Origin of the sequence: Kosakonia sp. R1.Fl (genome assembly GCF_023516815.1) — a bacterium.
GTDB lineage: Bacteria > Pseudomonadota > Gammaproteobacteria > Enterobacterales > Enterobacteriaceae > Kosakonia.
The window spans coordinates 2,483,065-2,497,315 of sequence record NZ_JAMGSQ010000001.1 but is presented as its reverse complement, the minus strand read 5'-3'; the positions used below and the strand labels follow the sequence as shown (position 1 = coordinate 2,497,315).

The 14,251-nt window shown below is 54.2% G+C and carries 14 protein-coding genes; 7 read left to right on the top strand and 7 right to left on the bottom strand.

All coding sequences use genetic code 11. The features are described 5' to 3' along the window. Positions 1 to 5 precede the first annotated feature (5 nt). From flgE to flgB, 4 genes are read right to left on the bottom strand one after another with little or no spacing between them, the layout of a single operon-like run. Entirely contained in the window at positions 6 to 1,205 is a 1,200-nt protein-coding gene (flgE, locus tag M8Q36_RS11590; protein ID WP_249880968.1) for a flagellar hook protein FlgE, read from the bottom strand. A gap of 45 nt (positions 1,206 to 1,250) precedes the next feature. Beyond that, entirely contained in the window at positions 1,251 to 1,973 is a 723-nt protein-coding gene (locus tag M8Q36_RS11585; protein ID WP_249880967.1) for a flagellar hook assembly protein FlgD, read from the bottom strand. Between the two features lie 10 nt (positions 1,974 to 1,983). Next, positions 1,984 to 2,388, bottom strand: coding sequence for a flagellar basal body rod protein FlgC (flgC, locus tag M8Q36_RS11580; RefSeq protein ID WP_017459379.1), 405 nt, complete (start codon positions 2,386 to 2,388; stop codon positions 1,984 to 1,986). Positions 2,389 to 2,393: 5 nt separating this feature from the next. Continuing rightward, positions 2,394 to 2,804 (bottom strand): flagellar basal body rod protein FlgB, encoded by a 411-nt coding sequence (gene flgB, locus M8Q36_RS11575; protein WP_017459378.1) that lies wholly within the window; start codon positions 2,802 to 2,804, stop codon positions 2,394 to 2,396. A gap of 282 nt (positions 2,805 to 3,086) precedes the next feature. Between flgB and flgA the strand changes: the two genes are divergently transcribed. The 3 genes from flgA (at position 3,087) to M8Q36_RS11560 (ending at position 4,620) form a co-directional block, all read left to right on the top strand. Further along, positions 3,087 to 3,788, top strand: coding sequence for a flagellar basal body P-ring formation chaperone FlgA (gene flgA / locus M8Q36_RS11570; RefSeq protein WP_249880966.1), 702 nt, complete (start codon positions 3,087 to 3,089; stop codon positions 3,786 to 3,788). 68 nt (positions 3,789 to 3,856) lie between these two features. Further along, positions 3,857 to 4,156 (top strand): flagellar biosynthesis anti-sigma factor FlgM, encoded by a 300-nt coding sequence (flgM, locus tag M8Q36_RS11565; RefSeq protein ID WP_175273702.1) that lies wholly within the window; start codon positions 3,857 to 3,859, stop codon positions 4,154 to 4,156. A 17-nt stretch (positions 4,157 to 4,173) separates the two neighbouring features. Further along, the gene (locus tag M8Q36_RS11560; RefSeq protein WP_249880965.1) at positions 4,174 to 4,620 is read left to right on the top strand and encodes a flagella synthesis protein FlgN; all 447 of its coding nucleotides are present in this window, start codon (positions 4,174 to 4,176) and stop codon (positions 4,618 to 4,620) included. 1,680 nt (positions 4,621 to 6,300) lie between these two features. Here the strand turns inward: M8Q36_RS11560 and M8Q36_RS11555 are convergent. Then, positions 6,301 to 7,947, bottom strand: a complete 1,647-nt coding sequence (locus M8Q36_RS11555) for an SgrR family transcriptional regulator (protein ID WP_249880964.1) — start codon at positions 7,945 to 7,947, stop codon at positions 6,301 to 6,303. Positions 7,948 to 8,340: 393 nt separating this feature from the next. On the opposite strand from M8Q36_RS11555, the gene M8Q36_RS11550 reads away from it, so the two are divergent. From M8Q36_RS11550 to M8Q36_RS11535, 4 genes are read left to right on the top strand one after another with little or no spacing between them, the layout of a single operon-like run. After that, positions 8,341 to 8,892, top strand: coding sequence for a peroxiredoxin (locus M8Q36_RS11550; RefSeq protein ID WP_249880963.1), 552 nt, complete (start codon positions 8,341 to 8,343; stop codon positions 8,890 to 8,892). A gap of 40 nt (positions 8,893 to 8,932) precedes the next feature. After that, entirely contained in the window at positions 8,933 to 10,156 is a 1,224-nt protein-coding gene (locus tag M8Q36_RS11545; protein WP_249880962.1) for a protein-disulfide reductase DsbD family protein, read from the top strand. A 9-nt stretch (positions 10,157 to 10,165) separates the two neighbouring features. Beyond that, positions 10,166 to 10,717, top strand: coding sequence for a sigma-70 family RNA polymerase sigma factor (locus M8Q36_RS11540; protein WP_249880961.1), 552 nt, complete (start codon positions 10,166 to 10,168; stop codon positions 10,715 to 10,717). Next, positions 10,704 to 11,339, top strand: a complete 636-nt coding sequence (locus M8Q36_RS11535; protein ID WP_249880960.1) for a DUF1109 domain-containing protein — start codon at positions 10,704 to 10,706, stop codon at positions 11,337 to 11,339. Before M8Q36_RS11540 ends, M8Q36_RS11535 begins: the two co-directional genes overlap by 14 nt. Before the next feature lie 40 nt (positions 11,340 to 11,379). Here the strand turns inward: M8Q36_RS11535 and M8Q36_RS11530 are convergent, their stop codons facing one another. After that, positions 11,380 to 12,453, bottom strand: coding sequence for an ABC transporter ATP-binding protein (locus M8Q36_RS11530; RefSeq protein ID WP_249880959.1), 1,074 nt, complete (start codon positions 12,451 to 12,453; stop codon positions 11,380 to 11,382). Next, positions 12,446 to 14,215: an ABC transporter permease gene (locus M8Q36_RS11525; RefSeq protein WP_249880958.1), complete on the bottom strand. Its 1,770-nt coding sequence runs from the start codon at positions 14,213 to 14,215 to the stop codon at positions 12,446 to 12,448. Before M8Q36_RS11525 ends, M8Q36_RS11530 begins: the two co-directional genes overlap by 8 nt. Positions 14,216 to 14,251 lie beyond the last annotated feature (36 nt).

The window sequence follows — 14,251 nt, the reverse complement described above, 5'->3', positions numbered from 1 at the left end:
TACTCTTAGCCCAGGTTAACCAGCGTTTGCAGAAGCTCAGACTGGGTCTTGATGGTCTGAGAGTTGGACTGGTAGTTACGCTGGTAAACAATCATGTTCACCATCTCTTTACTCAGATCCACGTTGGACGCTTCCAGCATGTTGCCGCGCAGCGAACCCAGGTTACCGGTGTCGGCAATACCAATGACCGGCTGACCTGATTCCGGGGTTTCCGTCCAGCAGTTGTTCCCCGCCGACTGGAGGCCGCCCGGGTTGGTGAAGTTGCTCAGTACTACCTGGCCCAGCAGCTGGTTTTCACCGTTGCTGTAGGAAGCGATGATCTGGCCGTTATCACCCACGGTGTAACCGTTCATCAGTCCCGGCGGGTAACCGGTGGTGCTCGGGCTGTCCATGGTGTTTTCCGACGCCTGCTGAGAAAGACCGGAAAGATCGAGGTTGAAATTCAGCGCCGCTCCGCCCTGGTAAGCCGCGCCCGCCACCGGCAAATCCGCCGGGTTGGTGGTGAGCTTGCCGGAGGTGTCAAACGTCAGGTTGACGGAGCTGGTGGTGCCCGGCGAGGTGGAGTCTACGGAGTATGCAGTCCACTGGTTGTCGGCCGTTTTCACGTAATAGACGTTAATCGCGTGCTCGTTGCCCAGGCTGTCATAAGCGTTGACCTGAGTGGAATAGGTGTAAGAGTCGCCATTAGCCGGATCGAAAGGTGTTACCGTGACAATCTCGTTGCCTGAATCCAGGTTACCGGAAATGGAACCGGCGTCAGACGCACGCGCAGGCATCTGCCCGGTCGGGATCTGAATCGGCCCTACCGGTGCGCCCTGCTGGATCGCCGGCGGTGTACCCGTTGCCATGTAACCGGTCAGGCGCATGCCCTGGTTATTGACGACGTAGCCATTTTCATCGGTCTGGAACTGGCCATTACGGCTATAAAATACGCGACCCGCTTCGGTCACCATGCGGAAGAAGCCATTGCCCTGGATACCCATATCCAGCGGGCTGCTGCCTGCGCCAAGTACGCCATCGATGAAGTTCTGGTTCACGCCAGCAACCTGTACGCCCATGCCGACCTGAGAACCGGCAAACACATCGGCGAAAGCAACAGAACCTGATTTAAAACCGACCGTTTGTGAGTTGGCGATGTTGTTACCTACAACATCCAGCGCCTGTGAAGAGGCGTTTAATCCACTAAGACCTTGAGAAAAACCCATGTGATAAATTCCTGTGCGCGGGGTGCGCAAAATCCAAACTAAAAATTACTCGATGAGGTAAACGTCACTCAGCGAGGCGGTACCATTAACACCCAGTTGCAGCACCGCGCCTGAGTTGGTGAAGGAGACGCTCTGCACTTTCGCCGGTTTCAACGCGGTAATGGTTGGCGTACTGCCGTCGGCGTTGGTGGCGGAGAACGACACTTTGAAGTTCGTGTCGGCCTGCAAGCGCGGATCGCTCGGCTGGAAATCTTCAAAATCATCCAGCGAGTACTGATGCACGCCCGCTTCGACATTTTTCAGCTTCGCGGTATAGGCGTTACCGGCCGGATCGGTCAGCGTGACGGTGACTTCATCCGCCGGACTGTTCAGGGAAAGCCCAACTTTCTGGTTTCCGTCCGTAGCCGTGGAAACTGAAGGTTCGCCTTCAACCATGATGTCGCGACCTACCCAGTCAGCGGAGTTCATCTGCTGCATACTGGCGACCAGCGTGCCCATGCTGTTCATGGTGCTGTTGAGCTGCTCGACGCCCGCCGCCGTGTTGAACTGCGCCAGCTGAGCAGTCAGCTGGTTGTTGTCCATTGGGCTGGTGGGATCCTGGTTTTGCATCTGTGCAACCAGCAGCGTCATAAAGTTATTCAGCAGATCGTCGGCGCTGGAGCCGGTACCGACGCTGGAAGAACTGGTGGTATTGGTGTTACTTGTGCCCGACGAGGAGGTAGTTTTCGTCGTCGTAGCGCTTTGCGTCATGACCGGTGAAATTGCCATTTTTTTATCCTTACTGGCCCAGAGTCAGCGTTTTCAGCATCAAGCTCTTCGCCGAGTTCATCACTTCGACGTTGGCCTGGTAGCTGCGGGATGCGGAAATGGTGTTGACCATTTCACCCACCACATCGACGTTCGGCATATGGACATAACCTTTGTCGTCCGCCAGTGGGTTTGCGGGTTCATAAACCAGTCTGTCCGGCGCGGTGGATTCCGTAACACCGCTCACTTTCACGCCGCCAATCTCCTGACCAGCGGAATTGTCGACATTGAACACCACCGAACGTGCGCGGTACGGTTTGCCATCCGGGCCGGCAATACTGTCGGCATTCGCCATATTGCTGGCACTGACGTTAAGTCTTTTTGATTGGGCAGCCATTGCCGACCCTGAAATATCGAAAACACTAAACAGCGACATGAAAATTATTGACCTTGGTTAAGGGCGCTCGTTAAACCTTTTATTTGAGCACCGAGAATCGTTAGACTCGTCTGATATTTGACATTGTTGTCAGCAAAATTAACGCGTTCACGATCCATATCGACAGTGTTTCCATCAGCTCTTGGCTGATCGGGAATACGATAAAGTAATTGTCGATTGTCCGTTTTCGGCGCTACGCCAGGAATATGTTTCCCGGCTGTTAAACTTAGTGTTAATGGATGACGCGTTTCCTGCTGCATTGCATTTTTCAATTCTTTTGAAAAATCAATATCTCGCGCCTTGTACCCCGGCGTATCGGCATTCGCGATATTGGACGCTAAAATATCCTGCCGCCGCGACATCAGGCTTAACGCCTGCTGCTGGAAACGCAATTCATTATCAAGTTTATCAAACATGAAATGACTCGCTTACTTCGAAAATTGATTACGGGGCATAGTCTAAGAGACAACCTAATAAATCTATACCTTAAAAATCCGACAGAAGTAGACGCATTTAGCCAATTCACTTCCGCTTAATTTGCCGAAAAGAAGCTTATATTTAAAAGTTGAAATAGCAATACAGTGAAATGCTGTCAAAACTGACGGCATTTAATAGATAAGAAAATAGCCATCCTGAATTACAATAAAAAAATATTAATCCTATTGTTCCTTTATATTATAAGGCAGGTTTATCTCATTATGCCGCAGTCCCTTATCAGGTTGCTTATCGTGATTTTCACGCTCTGCTGCCCGTTCTCACCGGCTTTTGCCAGCGCGTCGGAAAACAGCGATCTCGAAGCCCGGATCGCCACCCTGCTGGCTGCGGACAATAAAGAAGCAGAGAATCAGCCGCAGCTGCGCATTAACATTCTTACCCCTGCGGCCAAACTCGCCGCATTGTGCGCGCAGCCGGATTTGCGTCTTTCTGGCCGCTCCGTGCGCCTGACAGGCCGGCGCAGCATCATCGCCAAATGCGGTAAAAAGCAGCAGTTCATTCAGATTCAGATTAGTGCCACCGGCAGGTACTGGGTGGCAGCGCAGACGCTGAAACCGGGGCAGATTATTGGCGCAGAGGATATCCAGCCTGTAAGCGGCGAACTGGATCGTTTACCGGCCGGTTTATTGCTTGATCCGCAAAACATCATTGGCAGCACGCCCACGCGCATCATCCAGCCGGGGTCGCCGCTCGCGGAGAATCAGTTGCGCCACAGCTGGGCGGTGATTGCTAATCGCACCGTCGAGATCACCGCGCCGGGTGACGGTTTTCTGATCCACGCCAAAGGTAAAGCGCTGGATAACGCCGCACTCGATGAAAGCGTCAGAGTACAGACGCGCACCGGCCAGGTTGTGGTCGCCACCGCAACAGGACAAGGACAAGTGAGCATTAGCCTGTCGAACTGATTTCAGTTTTATTTTCCCCGTGCCGATATCTTTAATACAGAGCCACCGCATAGAAAACCAGGATCCGTATGAACATTGAACGCACCCGCCAGGCCACTCCCATTCAGGCAACCGGCACTCAACAACAGCCCGTTGAGACGAAAGTAATGAATGATGAATCCGCGCAATCGGGGAAAACAGACGCCCAGCAGGCCGGCACGCAGGTCAAACTCAGCCAGCTGACGCAGCAAATTAAAAATGACGGCAGCCGTGATGTTAATACGGAACGTCTTGCCGCCATTAAAGCGAAGATGGATGCAGGTGAACTCCACCTGGACAGCGATAAAATCGCCAGCGCGTTGGTACGCGACATCTTTCGATTCTCATAATCTCAACATGCACGTGAATGATGGAAAACTTACCCGTAATTCTGAACAAACTGTATAAGCTGCTGGGTGAACTTGAAGCGACCCTGGTAGAAGAAATTGGTCAGCTTAGCCGCGCCCAAATAAACCCTGTGTCGCTGCAAGTGATCTCCGACAACAAGAGCCGTTTGTTGTCGGCGATTAACTTTTATGATGAGCAGCGCAAGCAGGAAGAGAAACAGCACAAGCTGACGTTTCCCTACCCGCGCCACTCCGAACTGGCTACGCTTTGGGATCGTATTACCGTGGTGGTGCGAAAATCAGCTGAACTCAACCAGAAGAGCTATCAGTTGCTGAACATGCATATGAAGAAGATGAACGACTTCAAAAAGATTGTCAGCCAGACGACCACAACCGCGCAGCTTTATGGTGAAAGCGGAAACCGCAGCAATGATGCTTCGGGTAATGTTTACCGCATTTCCGTTTAATGCGGCCTCTTCTCTGTGCAGCATTCAGCATTAACACGATGTTATGGCGTTTTTCACGCCCGTGTTGTTCCCCGCGCCAGGTCCGGAAGCCATTCTCAGCTTCCGCGCCTGGTGTGTATATCCCGCCAGGGCTGCTCGCATTTCTTCTGACGCATATTCTCTGAACGCACTTTGCGTGTTTTTTCGCGCCTCCTTTACTGTATCCGTTCTGCATAGCGTACCGACGTCGTGACCGGCCTTTCTTGCAGGCTGATGTCTGCTGTTTAATTCCGGTGATTTGTTCTGCGTGGCGTTATGCGCATTGCCAATGGCTGAACCCGGATCTCTCCTTCTGTATTGTTAGCTGGCGTTTAGTTCCGGCGTTTTACTCCGCGTGGCATTCGGACGCTCAAACCCGCACTTTTCTTCTGTGCTGTTAGCTGGCGTTTAGTTTCGACGTTTTACTCCGCGTAGCGCTCAGACGCTTAAACCCGCACTTTTCTTCTGTGTTGTTAGCCGACATTTAGTTTCGGTGGTTTACTCTGTGTAGCGTCATGGCAACCATTTTTTGCCTTCAGCGATTGTCTGGACGACTAAGGGGTAACCGCCGCGCACTTCGGTTCTGTTTTATGGCCTTCACCCATAGCACAATCCTCTGTGCGATTTATTTGACCATCGGCGTTGCTTATCTTCGTACTAGTCTTAGCGATAAACCCGCGCAGAATGCCGTTCTCAGCGTTTCCCCTAACAAAAATGTTTCTAAATGTTTCTTATTTTTTGGCGGTAAGTGTGAGGTCAATCGCATTAAAAATCAAAAGCGCTGATTTTGATCCTTTTTTTCCGGTTAAAAATGCTGCCTGAGCGGAGAGCGGTCAGAGTAAATAATTGGCACATTTTTAACAGGGAATTTTTGATCTGTTTTTTCTCCCCCCGATAATTCAATCGGCAGAAAAAAGGCTATTTACGAACGCATCAAAAATAACGAAAATACATTCAAGCAATGCAACAGGACGTTTTACCGGTTCATTCTGATTGGTGCTTTGCTTAAATACCCTCTCGATGAAAGGCGTGTTCTTTAGTTGCCATATGTCGGGAAACCTGGTGACTAAACTATATTACTGTGGCAATTAAACAGTACATTAGTTGTCATATGTGATGTAAAACCACTATTTCGATTGCCACCCTGGGTGGCATTTTTTTTGCCTTTTTTTCATGAAGTTAAGAAAAAATGGCAAGCAAAAAAGCAAGAGATACAGGGAGGAATGAAAAGATTTGGATATTTTTTCAGTACTCAGGCTGAAAAATTAAAATACGTAAAGGAATTATAAAAAACGAGAAATATAAGGAATGGGAATCACTGTCATTCAATAATGCGCAATATAGCGCATCATAAAAATACCCATTTATTTTTTAACGGATATATTCTGACAGTTTTATCTGATTAGCGAAAAGAAATAGAAAACAGCTTGTTTTGCAATGGCTGTGAAGGCGTATTCTACCGTATCTTTTTTAATCGTCCAGTTTCTGCCGCTGGCGATGTCAAAACCTCAACCTACTGTTATTTTTAAGTTTTATGGCAAAAACCAGAAAAGACAGCGCAGCAAGGCAGCAGTAACTATCGCCAGCGTTAATTTTCCCCGCCAATTTCCGATTTTAAACACCACAAAAAACGAAAATAGCAACATTTTTAACCGGAAAAAGCTACTCCTGATGGGGTTGTGTGACCTGAGCAGGCTGCACTTCATCCGTCCACAGCCGTGTGAAATCGGGCCAGCTTTGTGGATAGCAAAACACCCCCTGTACGCTGGCGGGCGTCACCAGCCGGTAGCGCTGCGCAAACAACGGCACGATCCAGCGGCGGTCGCTGAGAAAGCGCATCAACCTTTTGACACGCTGGCTGTAGCGCTCCGCAGGCCCGGCGTTAATACGATCGAGAATACCAATCCCGCGCCGCCAGACCGCTTCTCCCCAAAACCAGGCCCACATCACGCTGTGGCGAAAGCGCTCTTCCATGCTGAATACATCATGCTGCTCAAAACGCAGAAACCCCATGCACAAATCATGCTCGGCCCAGTTTTTATCCTGCAACAGCCAGTGCGTTACGCTGATAGGCGTCAGTGTCACTTTACAGCCGCGATAGCGCAGGCTTTTCGCCAGCTCATCCACCAGCTTGCGCATTTCCGTTGAGCGGAAATAGACGAGATTCAGGCTATCCGGTAATAACGCCTGCACTTCCGGCTCGGCTGCGGGTCGCAGCCACTCCGGCAACGGTGCCAGCGTATCCTCCCGCTCAATCAATCCTGCGCTGAGCGAGAGCGCAATACGCCGGATAAACGACTGCTGCTGCGCGCTTAATCGCCCGCGCGCCTGGTTGAAAGTGACATAGTAGAACGCGTCGGCATTATCCCGCTCGGTCATAGCTTCCGGCGCAATCAATGAGTGCGGCGTATCCAGACGCACCAGCGCGGGCAACGGCGCGACACTGAGCGGCGTACTGTAAATAATCTCCGACGCCTGCGGCGTTTCACCATACCAGGAAGCTGAGCGGGTAAGCACCAGTTGGCTGCTTGAATGCTCGTTTACCTTAAATGGCCCCAGACCAATGGAGCCGTTGCGCGGATGCGGTAGCGCATAAACCGGGCTTGCCAGCCGGTAAAGCAGCATGTTGTCTCGTTGGCCCAGCTGCATCGTCAGGACATGATCCGTGCATTTCACCTCGATAACATGCGGCAGCCCCGGCCCACCGGCATAGCGTTCCAGCGTGGAGCGTAATTGTTCTGGCGCGACAGGCTCGCCGTTATGCCAGACCAGGCCGCGACGCAGAATAAAACGCCAGCGCAATCCATCTTCACTGCAAGTGATCGTATGGGCAAGGCCGGGGATCGGTGCAACTTGCTCAGGAATATGGCGCGCCAGACCGGCATGTACCATTTGCAAAATATGCCGCCCGGCGCGATCGGTGTGGATGGATGGAATAGGCGCCAACAGCGGACGGTAGAAAGAGATGAAATAGCGAAAACCATCGCTGGAATAGTGCGGTTGCGCCTGCACGGTCGCCATTTCGGTTTCCGACGCCGGGTACTCACCAGCGGCCAGCGTCTCCAGCGCCGCCGCATTCATGCGGCATTGCAGAACACCAAGTGCACCGCGCCCTGGACGGGAATTCCACACCAGCCAGCCCTCCTCCTGCATTTCGTGGAGCAAAGAGCGCGCATAGCGCGAGGTGCAGGCTAACGTATCGGCAATTTGCGCCAGCGACACTTCGTGGCGATGGGTGCTATAGCGAGAGAGCAACCGATTATAGCGGCGCAGCAAACTACCTTTTTTAACGGCAGAATTATAGAGCATTAAGATTTACCAGCGTAACGCAAGGCAGTTGAAATGTGGGCCACAGGGCCAGAGGCAAGCCTATTAAATGTAGCATATAGGATAATAAGCAGAATCGTTTCTACCCAATATCTCGCGCTTTCTACCCGCCAAAGAAAATAATAATACCATGATAAAAAAGGATAATTTACTCACTTTTGTTCGAAACCCACCCTTATTTCAGCATTTTTGCCAATTCAGATTAATCACTGATTTTAATTTCCCGGGTACGTTAAATCTGCCTGTGGTTAATAATTAATCTGCTTTACGGCTACAGAAAAAATGGCATTTTCTTTTTTTAATCAGGCGAAACTTTTGTCTGCCCGCGAACGAACTGTGTATGAGCATCAATAAACTTCCCTACAGGAGCGCAACATGATCCCAATGAAAAAATTCGTTCTCAGCCTCACCGCCGCTGCACTGTTGAACATCGCTACTGCCCACGCCGCCCTCCCCACCGGTTCGCAAGCACCGGACTTTAAATTACAAGGCGCGCTGGCCGGAAAACCGCTCACCTTCTCATTGCAGCAGGCACTGCAAAAAGGCCCGGTGGTGCTCTACTTCTTCCCGGCGGCATTCAGCAAGGGTTGTACCATTGAAGCGCACGCCTTCGCCGAAGCGACGGACGATTTCAAAAAACTGGGCGCGACAGTGGTTGGCGTTACCGCTGGCAACACTGACCAGGTCGATGAATTTTCAAAACTGGAGTGTCGCGATAAATTCACCGTCACCGCCGATCCTGGCGCAAAAGTGGCGGCGCAGTACGACACACTGATGAAGATGAACGGCAAAACCCTCTCGGATCGCACCTCGTATGTCATCGCCCCGGATGGCAAAATCCTGCTGAGCTACACTGACAGAAACCCGGAGACGCATATTCAGAAAACGATGGAAGCGGTGAAACAGTATGCGAACGCGCATTCGTAAACAGGCCCGTTAATCGTCTTTTATCTGTCAGAGAATCACTATGTTAACCGCCATGCTCGCCGCCTTCGCAGGCGGCATTATTCTCAACTTTATGCCCTGCGTTTTTCCGATTATTTCGCTGAAAGCGCTGGGGTTGTTGCGCCACACGCAAAGCCCGGCGCAAACCCGCAAAGAGGGGCTCGGCTTTTTGCTCGGCTGCGTGCTGACTATGCTGGCACTTGCGGCCGTGTTGCTGGCGTTACGCGCCGGGGGAACTGCCGTGGGCTGGGGCTTTCAGTTGCAATCGCCGCTGGTGATCGCCTTTCTGGCGCTGGTAATTCTTGGTGCGGCACTCAATTTGCTCGGCGTGTTTGAGGTCGGTCTGTCGGTACAACGCGCCGGCGAGTTGACCATCGAACGCGGGGCATTTCTGCGTGCGGCGCTGACCGGTGCGCTCTCAATCATTGTCGCCACCCCGTGTGCCGCTCCCTTTATGGCGGGCGCTATCGGCTACGCGCTGGTGCAACCGCCCGTCGTGGCGCTGGCGATATTCGTCGCACTGGCGCTCGGTTTTACCGCGCCGTTTACGTTGATTTCACTGTTTCCGGCGCTCGGCAAATGGCTGCCGCGCCCCGGCGCATGGATGAATACGCTAAAACGCGGGCTGGCCTTTCCGATGTTTGGCGCCTTCGGCTGGCTGGTGTGGGTACTGGCGCAGCAAGCAGGAACCACGGCGCTGGCGGCTATTCTGGCGGCTGCCGTGGTAGTGAGTTTCGCCGCCTGGCTTTACGGCATGGCGCAGCAGCGTCGGTTTGCCGGGCGCGGTCATAAAGTGCTGTTTGCACTGACCGCGGCGCTGTTACTTACTGCCATTGTTCCACTGCCGTCGATAGTGCAAAGCGGCGCGCCGCTTACGGCGAGCAATACGATTGAAGAGGTCAAATGGTCGCCGCAAACCGTGGCGGATAATCGCGGTCACGGCAAGGCTATCTTTGTCAATTTCACCGCCTCCTGGTGCATAACCTGCCAGGTAAATGAAAAGACATCGCTCTCGACACAAGCCGTGAAAGCGGCGCTGGCAAAAACCAACACGCTATATATGGTGGCAGATTCGACCAAATTTAATGCTGATATTGATGACGCGCTGAATGAACTCGGGCAAGGCAGCTTACCGCTGTATGTGGTCTACCCGGCGGACGGCAGCGCACCGCATATTTTACCGCAGGTGCTGACCCCCTCAATTGTCGTCAACGCGCTCACGCAGGCCAGCGGTAAAAAAAGCTGAAGGCGGGATATGGAAAAAAATGAGGCCGCTCGCGACGAATGGCCGCAACTGATGGCGCTGGCGCAGTCCGGCGACAGTCAGGCCTACACGCGGCTGCTTAAAGCGCTGGTGCCGGTTATCCGATCGCTTGCGCGCAAACACATCGCCGATGAGGTGCTGGTGGAAGATGTGATTCAGGATGTGCTGCTCACCGTGCACCGGGTGCGGCACACCTACGATCCGGGCGCACCTTTTCTGCCATGGCTGATGGCGATAGCCAACGCCCGCGCGGTGGATGCCCTGCGCAAACGCGGTCGCCACCAGCAGCGCGAAATCGCCAGCGAGACGGATATTCCCCTGCTTACCACCAGCATGGAAGCGCCATCACACGACGAGCTGGCAACGCTGCTGAATCAGCTTCCTGCGCGCCAGCGGGAGGTGGTTGAACATGTCCACCTGCGCGAAATGACGCTGGCAGAAACCGCGACGCAGCAAAATTTGACGGTCGCCGCCGTGAAATCGCTGTTGCATCGCGCCCTGAGCAACCTTCGTCGGTTAGGAGCACACCATGGCCGATCATGAACTGTTAATTGAACATTTGGGCCGCTCCATCGCCCCGGTAAAACGCCCCTTCCAGCCGGGCTGGCGGGCACTAAGCTGGGTGGCGCTCGCGCTGCCCTGCGGGGTTATAGCGGGTTTTATCCTCAATCGCACGCTCACCGACTGGTCGCAGTCTGGCGCGTGGTGGGTGCTGATGCAGTTGCTGCTGACGTTTATCGCCGGGACGCTGGCGGTGCGTAATGCGTTTCTGTTGAGTATCGCCGGGCGCAACGCGCTGGGCTGGAAATGGTTTACACCGCTGGCGGCACTGTGGCTTGCCGGTACGTTCAGTAATCTGCATCTGCACCGCGTGTTGCCGGTAAGTACGGCGGTCGAAGGGCCAAACTGTTATCTGTTTATGGTGACGGTCAGCACGCCGATGGTATTGATAGTGATTGCTTACCTGCGCCGCACACGCACGCTTTTCCCGGCGCGCAGCCTGGCGGCCGCAGGCGCGGGCGTCGCCTGCATGGCGCTGACGTTGCTTGCCCTTTGCCACCCGACGCACATCAGCCTGGCGGATTTGATGCTGCATATCGCCGCCTTCAGCACCATTGTGCTGGCGACGATAGCGCTGGGTTACAAATGGGTGTCACTGCCGTAATGCGCAGCACGTACTGAACAGTCAGTACGTGCTTACACACTTAGCTTTTTTGCGGGAAGATCCACAGCTGTTCAGCAGGCAGCACCACGCGGTAGTTTTGCTGGTTGCGCTGCTGGGTGCCGTAAACACGGATCGCGAAATCATCGCCGGAGGTGCGGAATAAGTACTCCCAGCGATCGCCCAGATACATGCTGGTCAACATCGGCAAATCGAGTGAGTTATCCTGCGGCGAGTCCGCCAGCCGCAGACTTTCGACGCGGATCACCGCCGTGCAATCCTGGCCTGCGCGTACGCCCGGCCCGGCAACGCCCCACAGCGCCCAGTTCGCCCCTTCGATCCTTGCTCTGCCGTTGCTGACTTCGCTCACCTTGCCGTGCAGCCGGTTGTTGCTGCCCATAAACTCGGCGGTAAACAGCGTCGACGGCGTGGCGTACATCTCCTGCGGCGTACCTTGCTGCTCAATCACCCCGTTGTTGAGCAACAAAATGCGGTCGGAAATCGCCATCGCTTCATTCTGATCGTGCGTCACCATCAGCGCCGACAGCCCCAGCTTAACAATCAGTTCGCGCAAAAAGACCCGCGCTTCTTCACGCAGCTTGGCATCGAGGTTCGAGAGCGGTTCATCGAGCAAAATCACCGGCGGGTTGTAGACCAGTGCCCGGCCAATCGCCACACGCTGCTGCTGGCCGCCGGAAAGCTGGTGCGGATGGCGCTTGCCAAGCGTACCCAGCCCAAGCTGATCCAGCACGGTTTGCACACGGGTGTTGATTTCCGCCGCGCCGACTTTGCGCAGCTTGAGCGGGTAAGCGACATTCTCGAACACCGTTTTATGCGGCCACAACGCGTAAGACTGGAACACCAGGCCAAGATTGCGTTCCTCTGCCGGAACTTCACTGCGCGGCGTACCGTCGTACACCACGTTATTACCAATGGTGATCCGCCCATGGGTTGGTTTTTCAAGGCCAGCGACAGCGCGCAACAGCGTGGTTTTGCCGCTGCCGGAAGGGCCAAGCAGCGACACCACTTCGCCGCGTTTCAGCTCCATCGAGACGCCTTTTAGCACCGCGTTGTCACCGTAGGTCAGATGCAGGTTTTCTACCGCCAGCTCAATCATGTAATTTCACTCCAAAGCGCAGGGCCACACCAAGACCAATGACCACCAGCAGAATATTGATAAACGACAGCGCGGCGACAATATCAATCGCCCCTGCCGCCCACAGCGATACCAGCATCGAGCCGATGGTTTCCGTCCCGGGTGAGAGCAGATAAACCCCGGTTGAGTATTCGCGCTCAAAAATCAGGAACATCAGCAGCCAGGAGCCAATCAGGCCATAACGCGACAGCGGCACCGTCACATGGCGCGTTACTTGCCCGCTGGTCGCTCCCGTGCTGCGCGCCGCCTCTTCCAGTTCCGGCCCGACCTGCAACAGCGTGGAGGAGATAAGCCGCAGGCCGTAAGCCATCCACACCACGGTGTAGGCCAGCCAGACGCTAAAGATGGTGTTACGCAGCGAGCGCAGCCAGACAATCAGGTTTTCGCGCAGCCACTCGGCCACAGGCAACCCGGAAAGCCAGCCGTTTTTCAGCGACTGATCGAGCCACATCGGTAAAAACAGGAACACCCACAAAAATGCCAGACCGGCCAGCAGCCCCGGCACGGCACGCGGAACCAGCACGCTGTAATCAAGAAACCGTGTCACGTTATCCTGCTTGCGGTGCATGGCAATGCCGACAAACAGATAACAGATCACCGCCAGCGCGCCGCCAAAAATGCCAATCGCCATCGAGTTGACAATGGCGCGCAGCAGGTTGGGTTGCTGCCAGATATTGCGGAAGGTATCGAGCGACACTTCATCCCACAGAGAAACGCCAACGCCCCAGTTGGAGATAAACGCCCGCAGCACGACGCCAATCAACGGCACGCCGATGGTGACCGTCAACCACGCCACCACCACCGTACCGGCGACCCAGCGCCATTTACCCAGCGGCAGCGCCCGCGCCTGCGAGGCTTTGCCTTTCATGGTGACAAAACGGTTGGCGGTGCGCATCAGGCGGCGTTGCAGCATCACCAGCGGAATAGTGATACAAATCAGCACTACCGCCACCGCTGCCATCAGGTGGTAAGAGGGCGTGCCCAGTTTGTTGGTTAATTTATACAGGTAGGTCGCCAGCACCATGTTGCCTTCCGGATCGCCCAGCACCAGCATCAGGCCGAACACCTCCAGCCCAAGGAAGAACAACAGAACGCAGGCGTACAAAATTGACGGGCGCACCATCGGCAGGCTGACGGCGGTCATCACCTGTAATGGCGACGCGCCAACGGTGCGCGCGGCCTCTTCCACATCGGAGCCGACGCTGCGAAGCGCCGAGGAGATATAGAGATAGGCGTGGGGAACATGCGTAAGCCCGGCAATCACCACAATGCTGAACATCGAATAGATGTTCCATGGCACAAAGCCGATTAACTCCTGCGCCCAGCGCGAGAAAAAGCCCACCGGCCCGGCGGCCACCACGTAGCCAAAGCCGAGCACCATCGGCGAGACAAAAATAGGCACGAGGATCAGCGGCTCAATAAAACGGCGGCCCGGTAAATCGGTGCGCACCATCAAAAACGCCAGAATGCCGCCCAGTGGAATAGCGATAAACACCAGGCCAAAAGCGAGGATAAAGCCGGACTTCAGCGCCAGATAAAAATCCGGATCGGTAAAGATAAACTCGAAGGCTTCGAGACTCGGTTCCTTAGAACGGACAAAAAAGGGCGCCGAGAGAAAACTCTGCACCACAATAAATAACAGCGGGATATAGATAACCAGCGCGGTAATTAACACAACGACGCCGCGCGGCAACCCCTGCCATTTTCTGCGCACACTATTCATACATCTTCCCTTTGATCAGGAACCTCACGCCAACCC

What these genes read in the sequence shown, in the direction of transcription:
- M8Q36_RS11540 (WP_249880961.1), top strand. Translation starts at nt 10,166, where the DNA reads ATGGAAAAAAATGAGGCCGCTCGCGACGAATGGCCGCAACTGATGGCG.
- M8Q36_RS11525 (WP_249880958.1), bottom strand. Translation starts at nt 14,215, where the DNA reads ATGAATAGTGTGCGCAGAAAATGGCAGGGGTTGCCGCGCGGCGTCGTT.
- M8Q36_RS11535 (WP_249880960.1), top strand. Translation starts at nt 10,704, where the DNA reads ATGGCCGATCATGAACTGTTAATTGAACATTTGGGCCGCTCCATCGCC.
- M8Q36_RS11585 (WP_249880967.1), bottom strand. Translation starts at nt 1,973, where the DNA reads ATGGCAATTTCACCGGTCATGACGCAAAGCGCTACGACGACGAAAACT.
- M8Q36_RS11550 (WP_249880963.1), top strand. Translation starts at nt 8,341, where the DNA reads ATGATCCCAATGAAAAAATTCGTTCTCAGCCTCACCGCCGCTGCACTG.
- flgM (WP_175273702.1), top strand. Translation starts at nt 3,857, where the DNA reads ATGAACATTGAACGCACCCGCCAGGCCACTCCCATTCAGGCAACCGGC.
- flgB (WP_017459378.1), bottom strand. Translation starts at nt 2,804, where the DNA reads ATGTTTGATAAACTTGATAATGAATTGCGTTTCCAGCAGCAGGCGTTA.
- flgE (WP_249880968.1), bottom strand. Translation starts at nt 1,205, where the DNA reads ATGGGTTTTTCTCAAGGTCTTAGTGGATTAAACGCCTCTTCACAGGCG.
- M8Q36_RS11555 (WP_249880964.1), bottom strand. Translation starts at nt 7,947, where the DNA reads ATGCTCTATAATTCTGCCGTTAAAAAAGGTAGTTTGCTGCGCCGCTAT.
- M8Q36_RS11530 (WP_249880959.1), bottom strand. Translation starts at nt 12,453, where the DNA reads ATGATTGAGCTGGCGGTAGAAAACCTGCATCTGACCTACGGTGACAAC.
- M8Q36_RS11545 (WP_249880962.1), top strand. Translation starts at nt 8,933, where the DNA reads ATGTTAACCGCCATGCTCGCCGCCTTCGCAGGCGGCATTATTCTCAAC.
- flgC (WP_017459379.1), bottom strand. Translation starts at nt 2,388, where the DNA reads ATGTCGCTGTTTAGTGTTTTCGATATTTCAGGGTCGGCAATGGCTGCC.
- flgA (WP_249880966.1), top strand. Translation starts at nt 3,087, where the DNA reads ATGCCGCAGTCCCTTATCAGGTTGCTTATCGTGATTTTCACGCTCTGC.
- M8Q36_RS11560 (WP_249880965.1), top strand. Translation starts at nt 4,174, where the DNA reads ATGATGGAAAACTTACCCGTAATTCTGAACAAACTGTATAAGCTGCTG.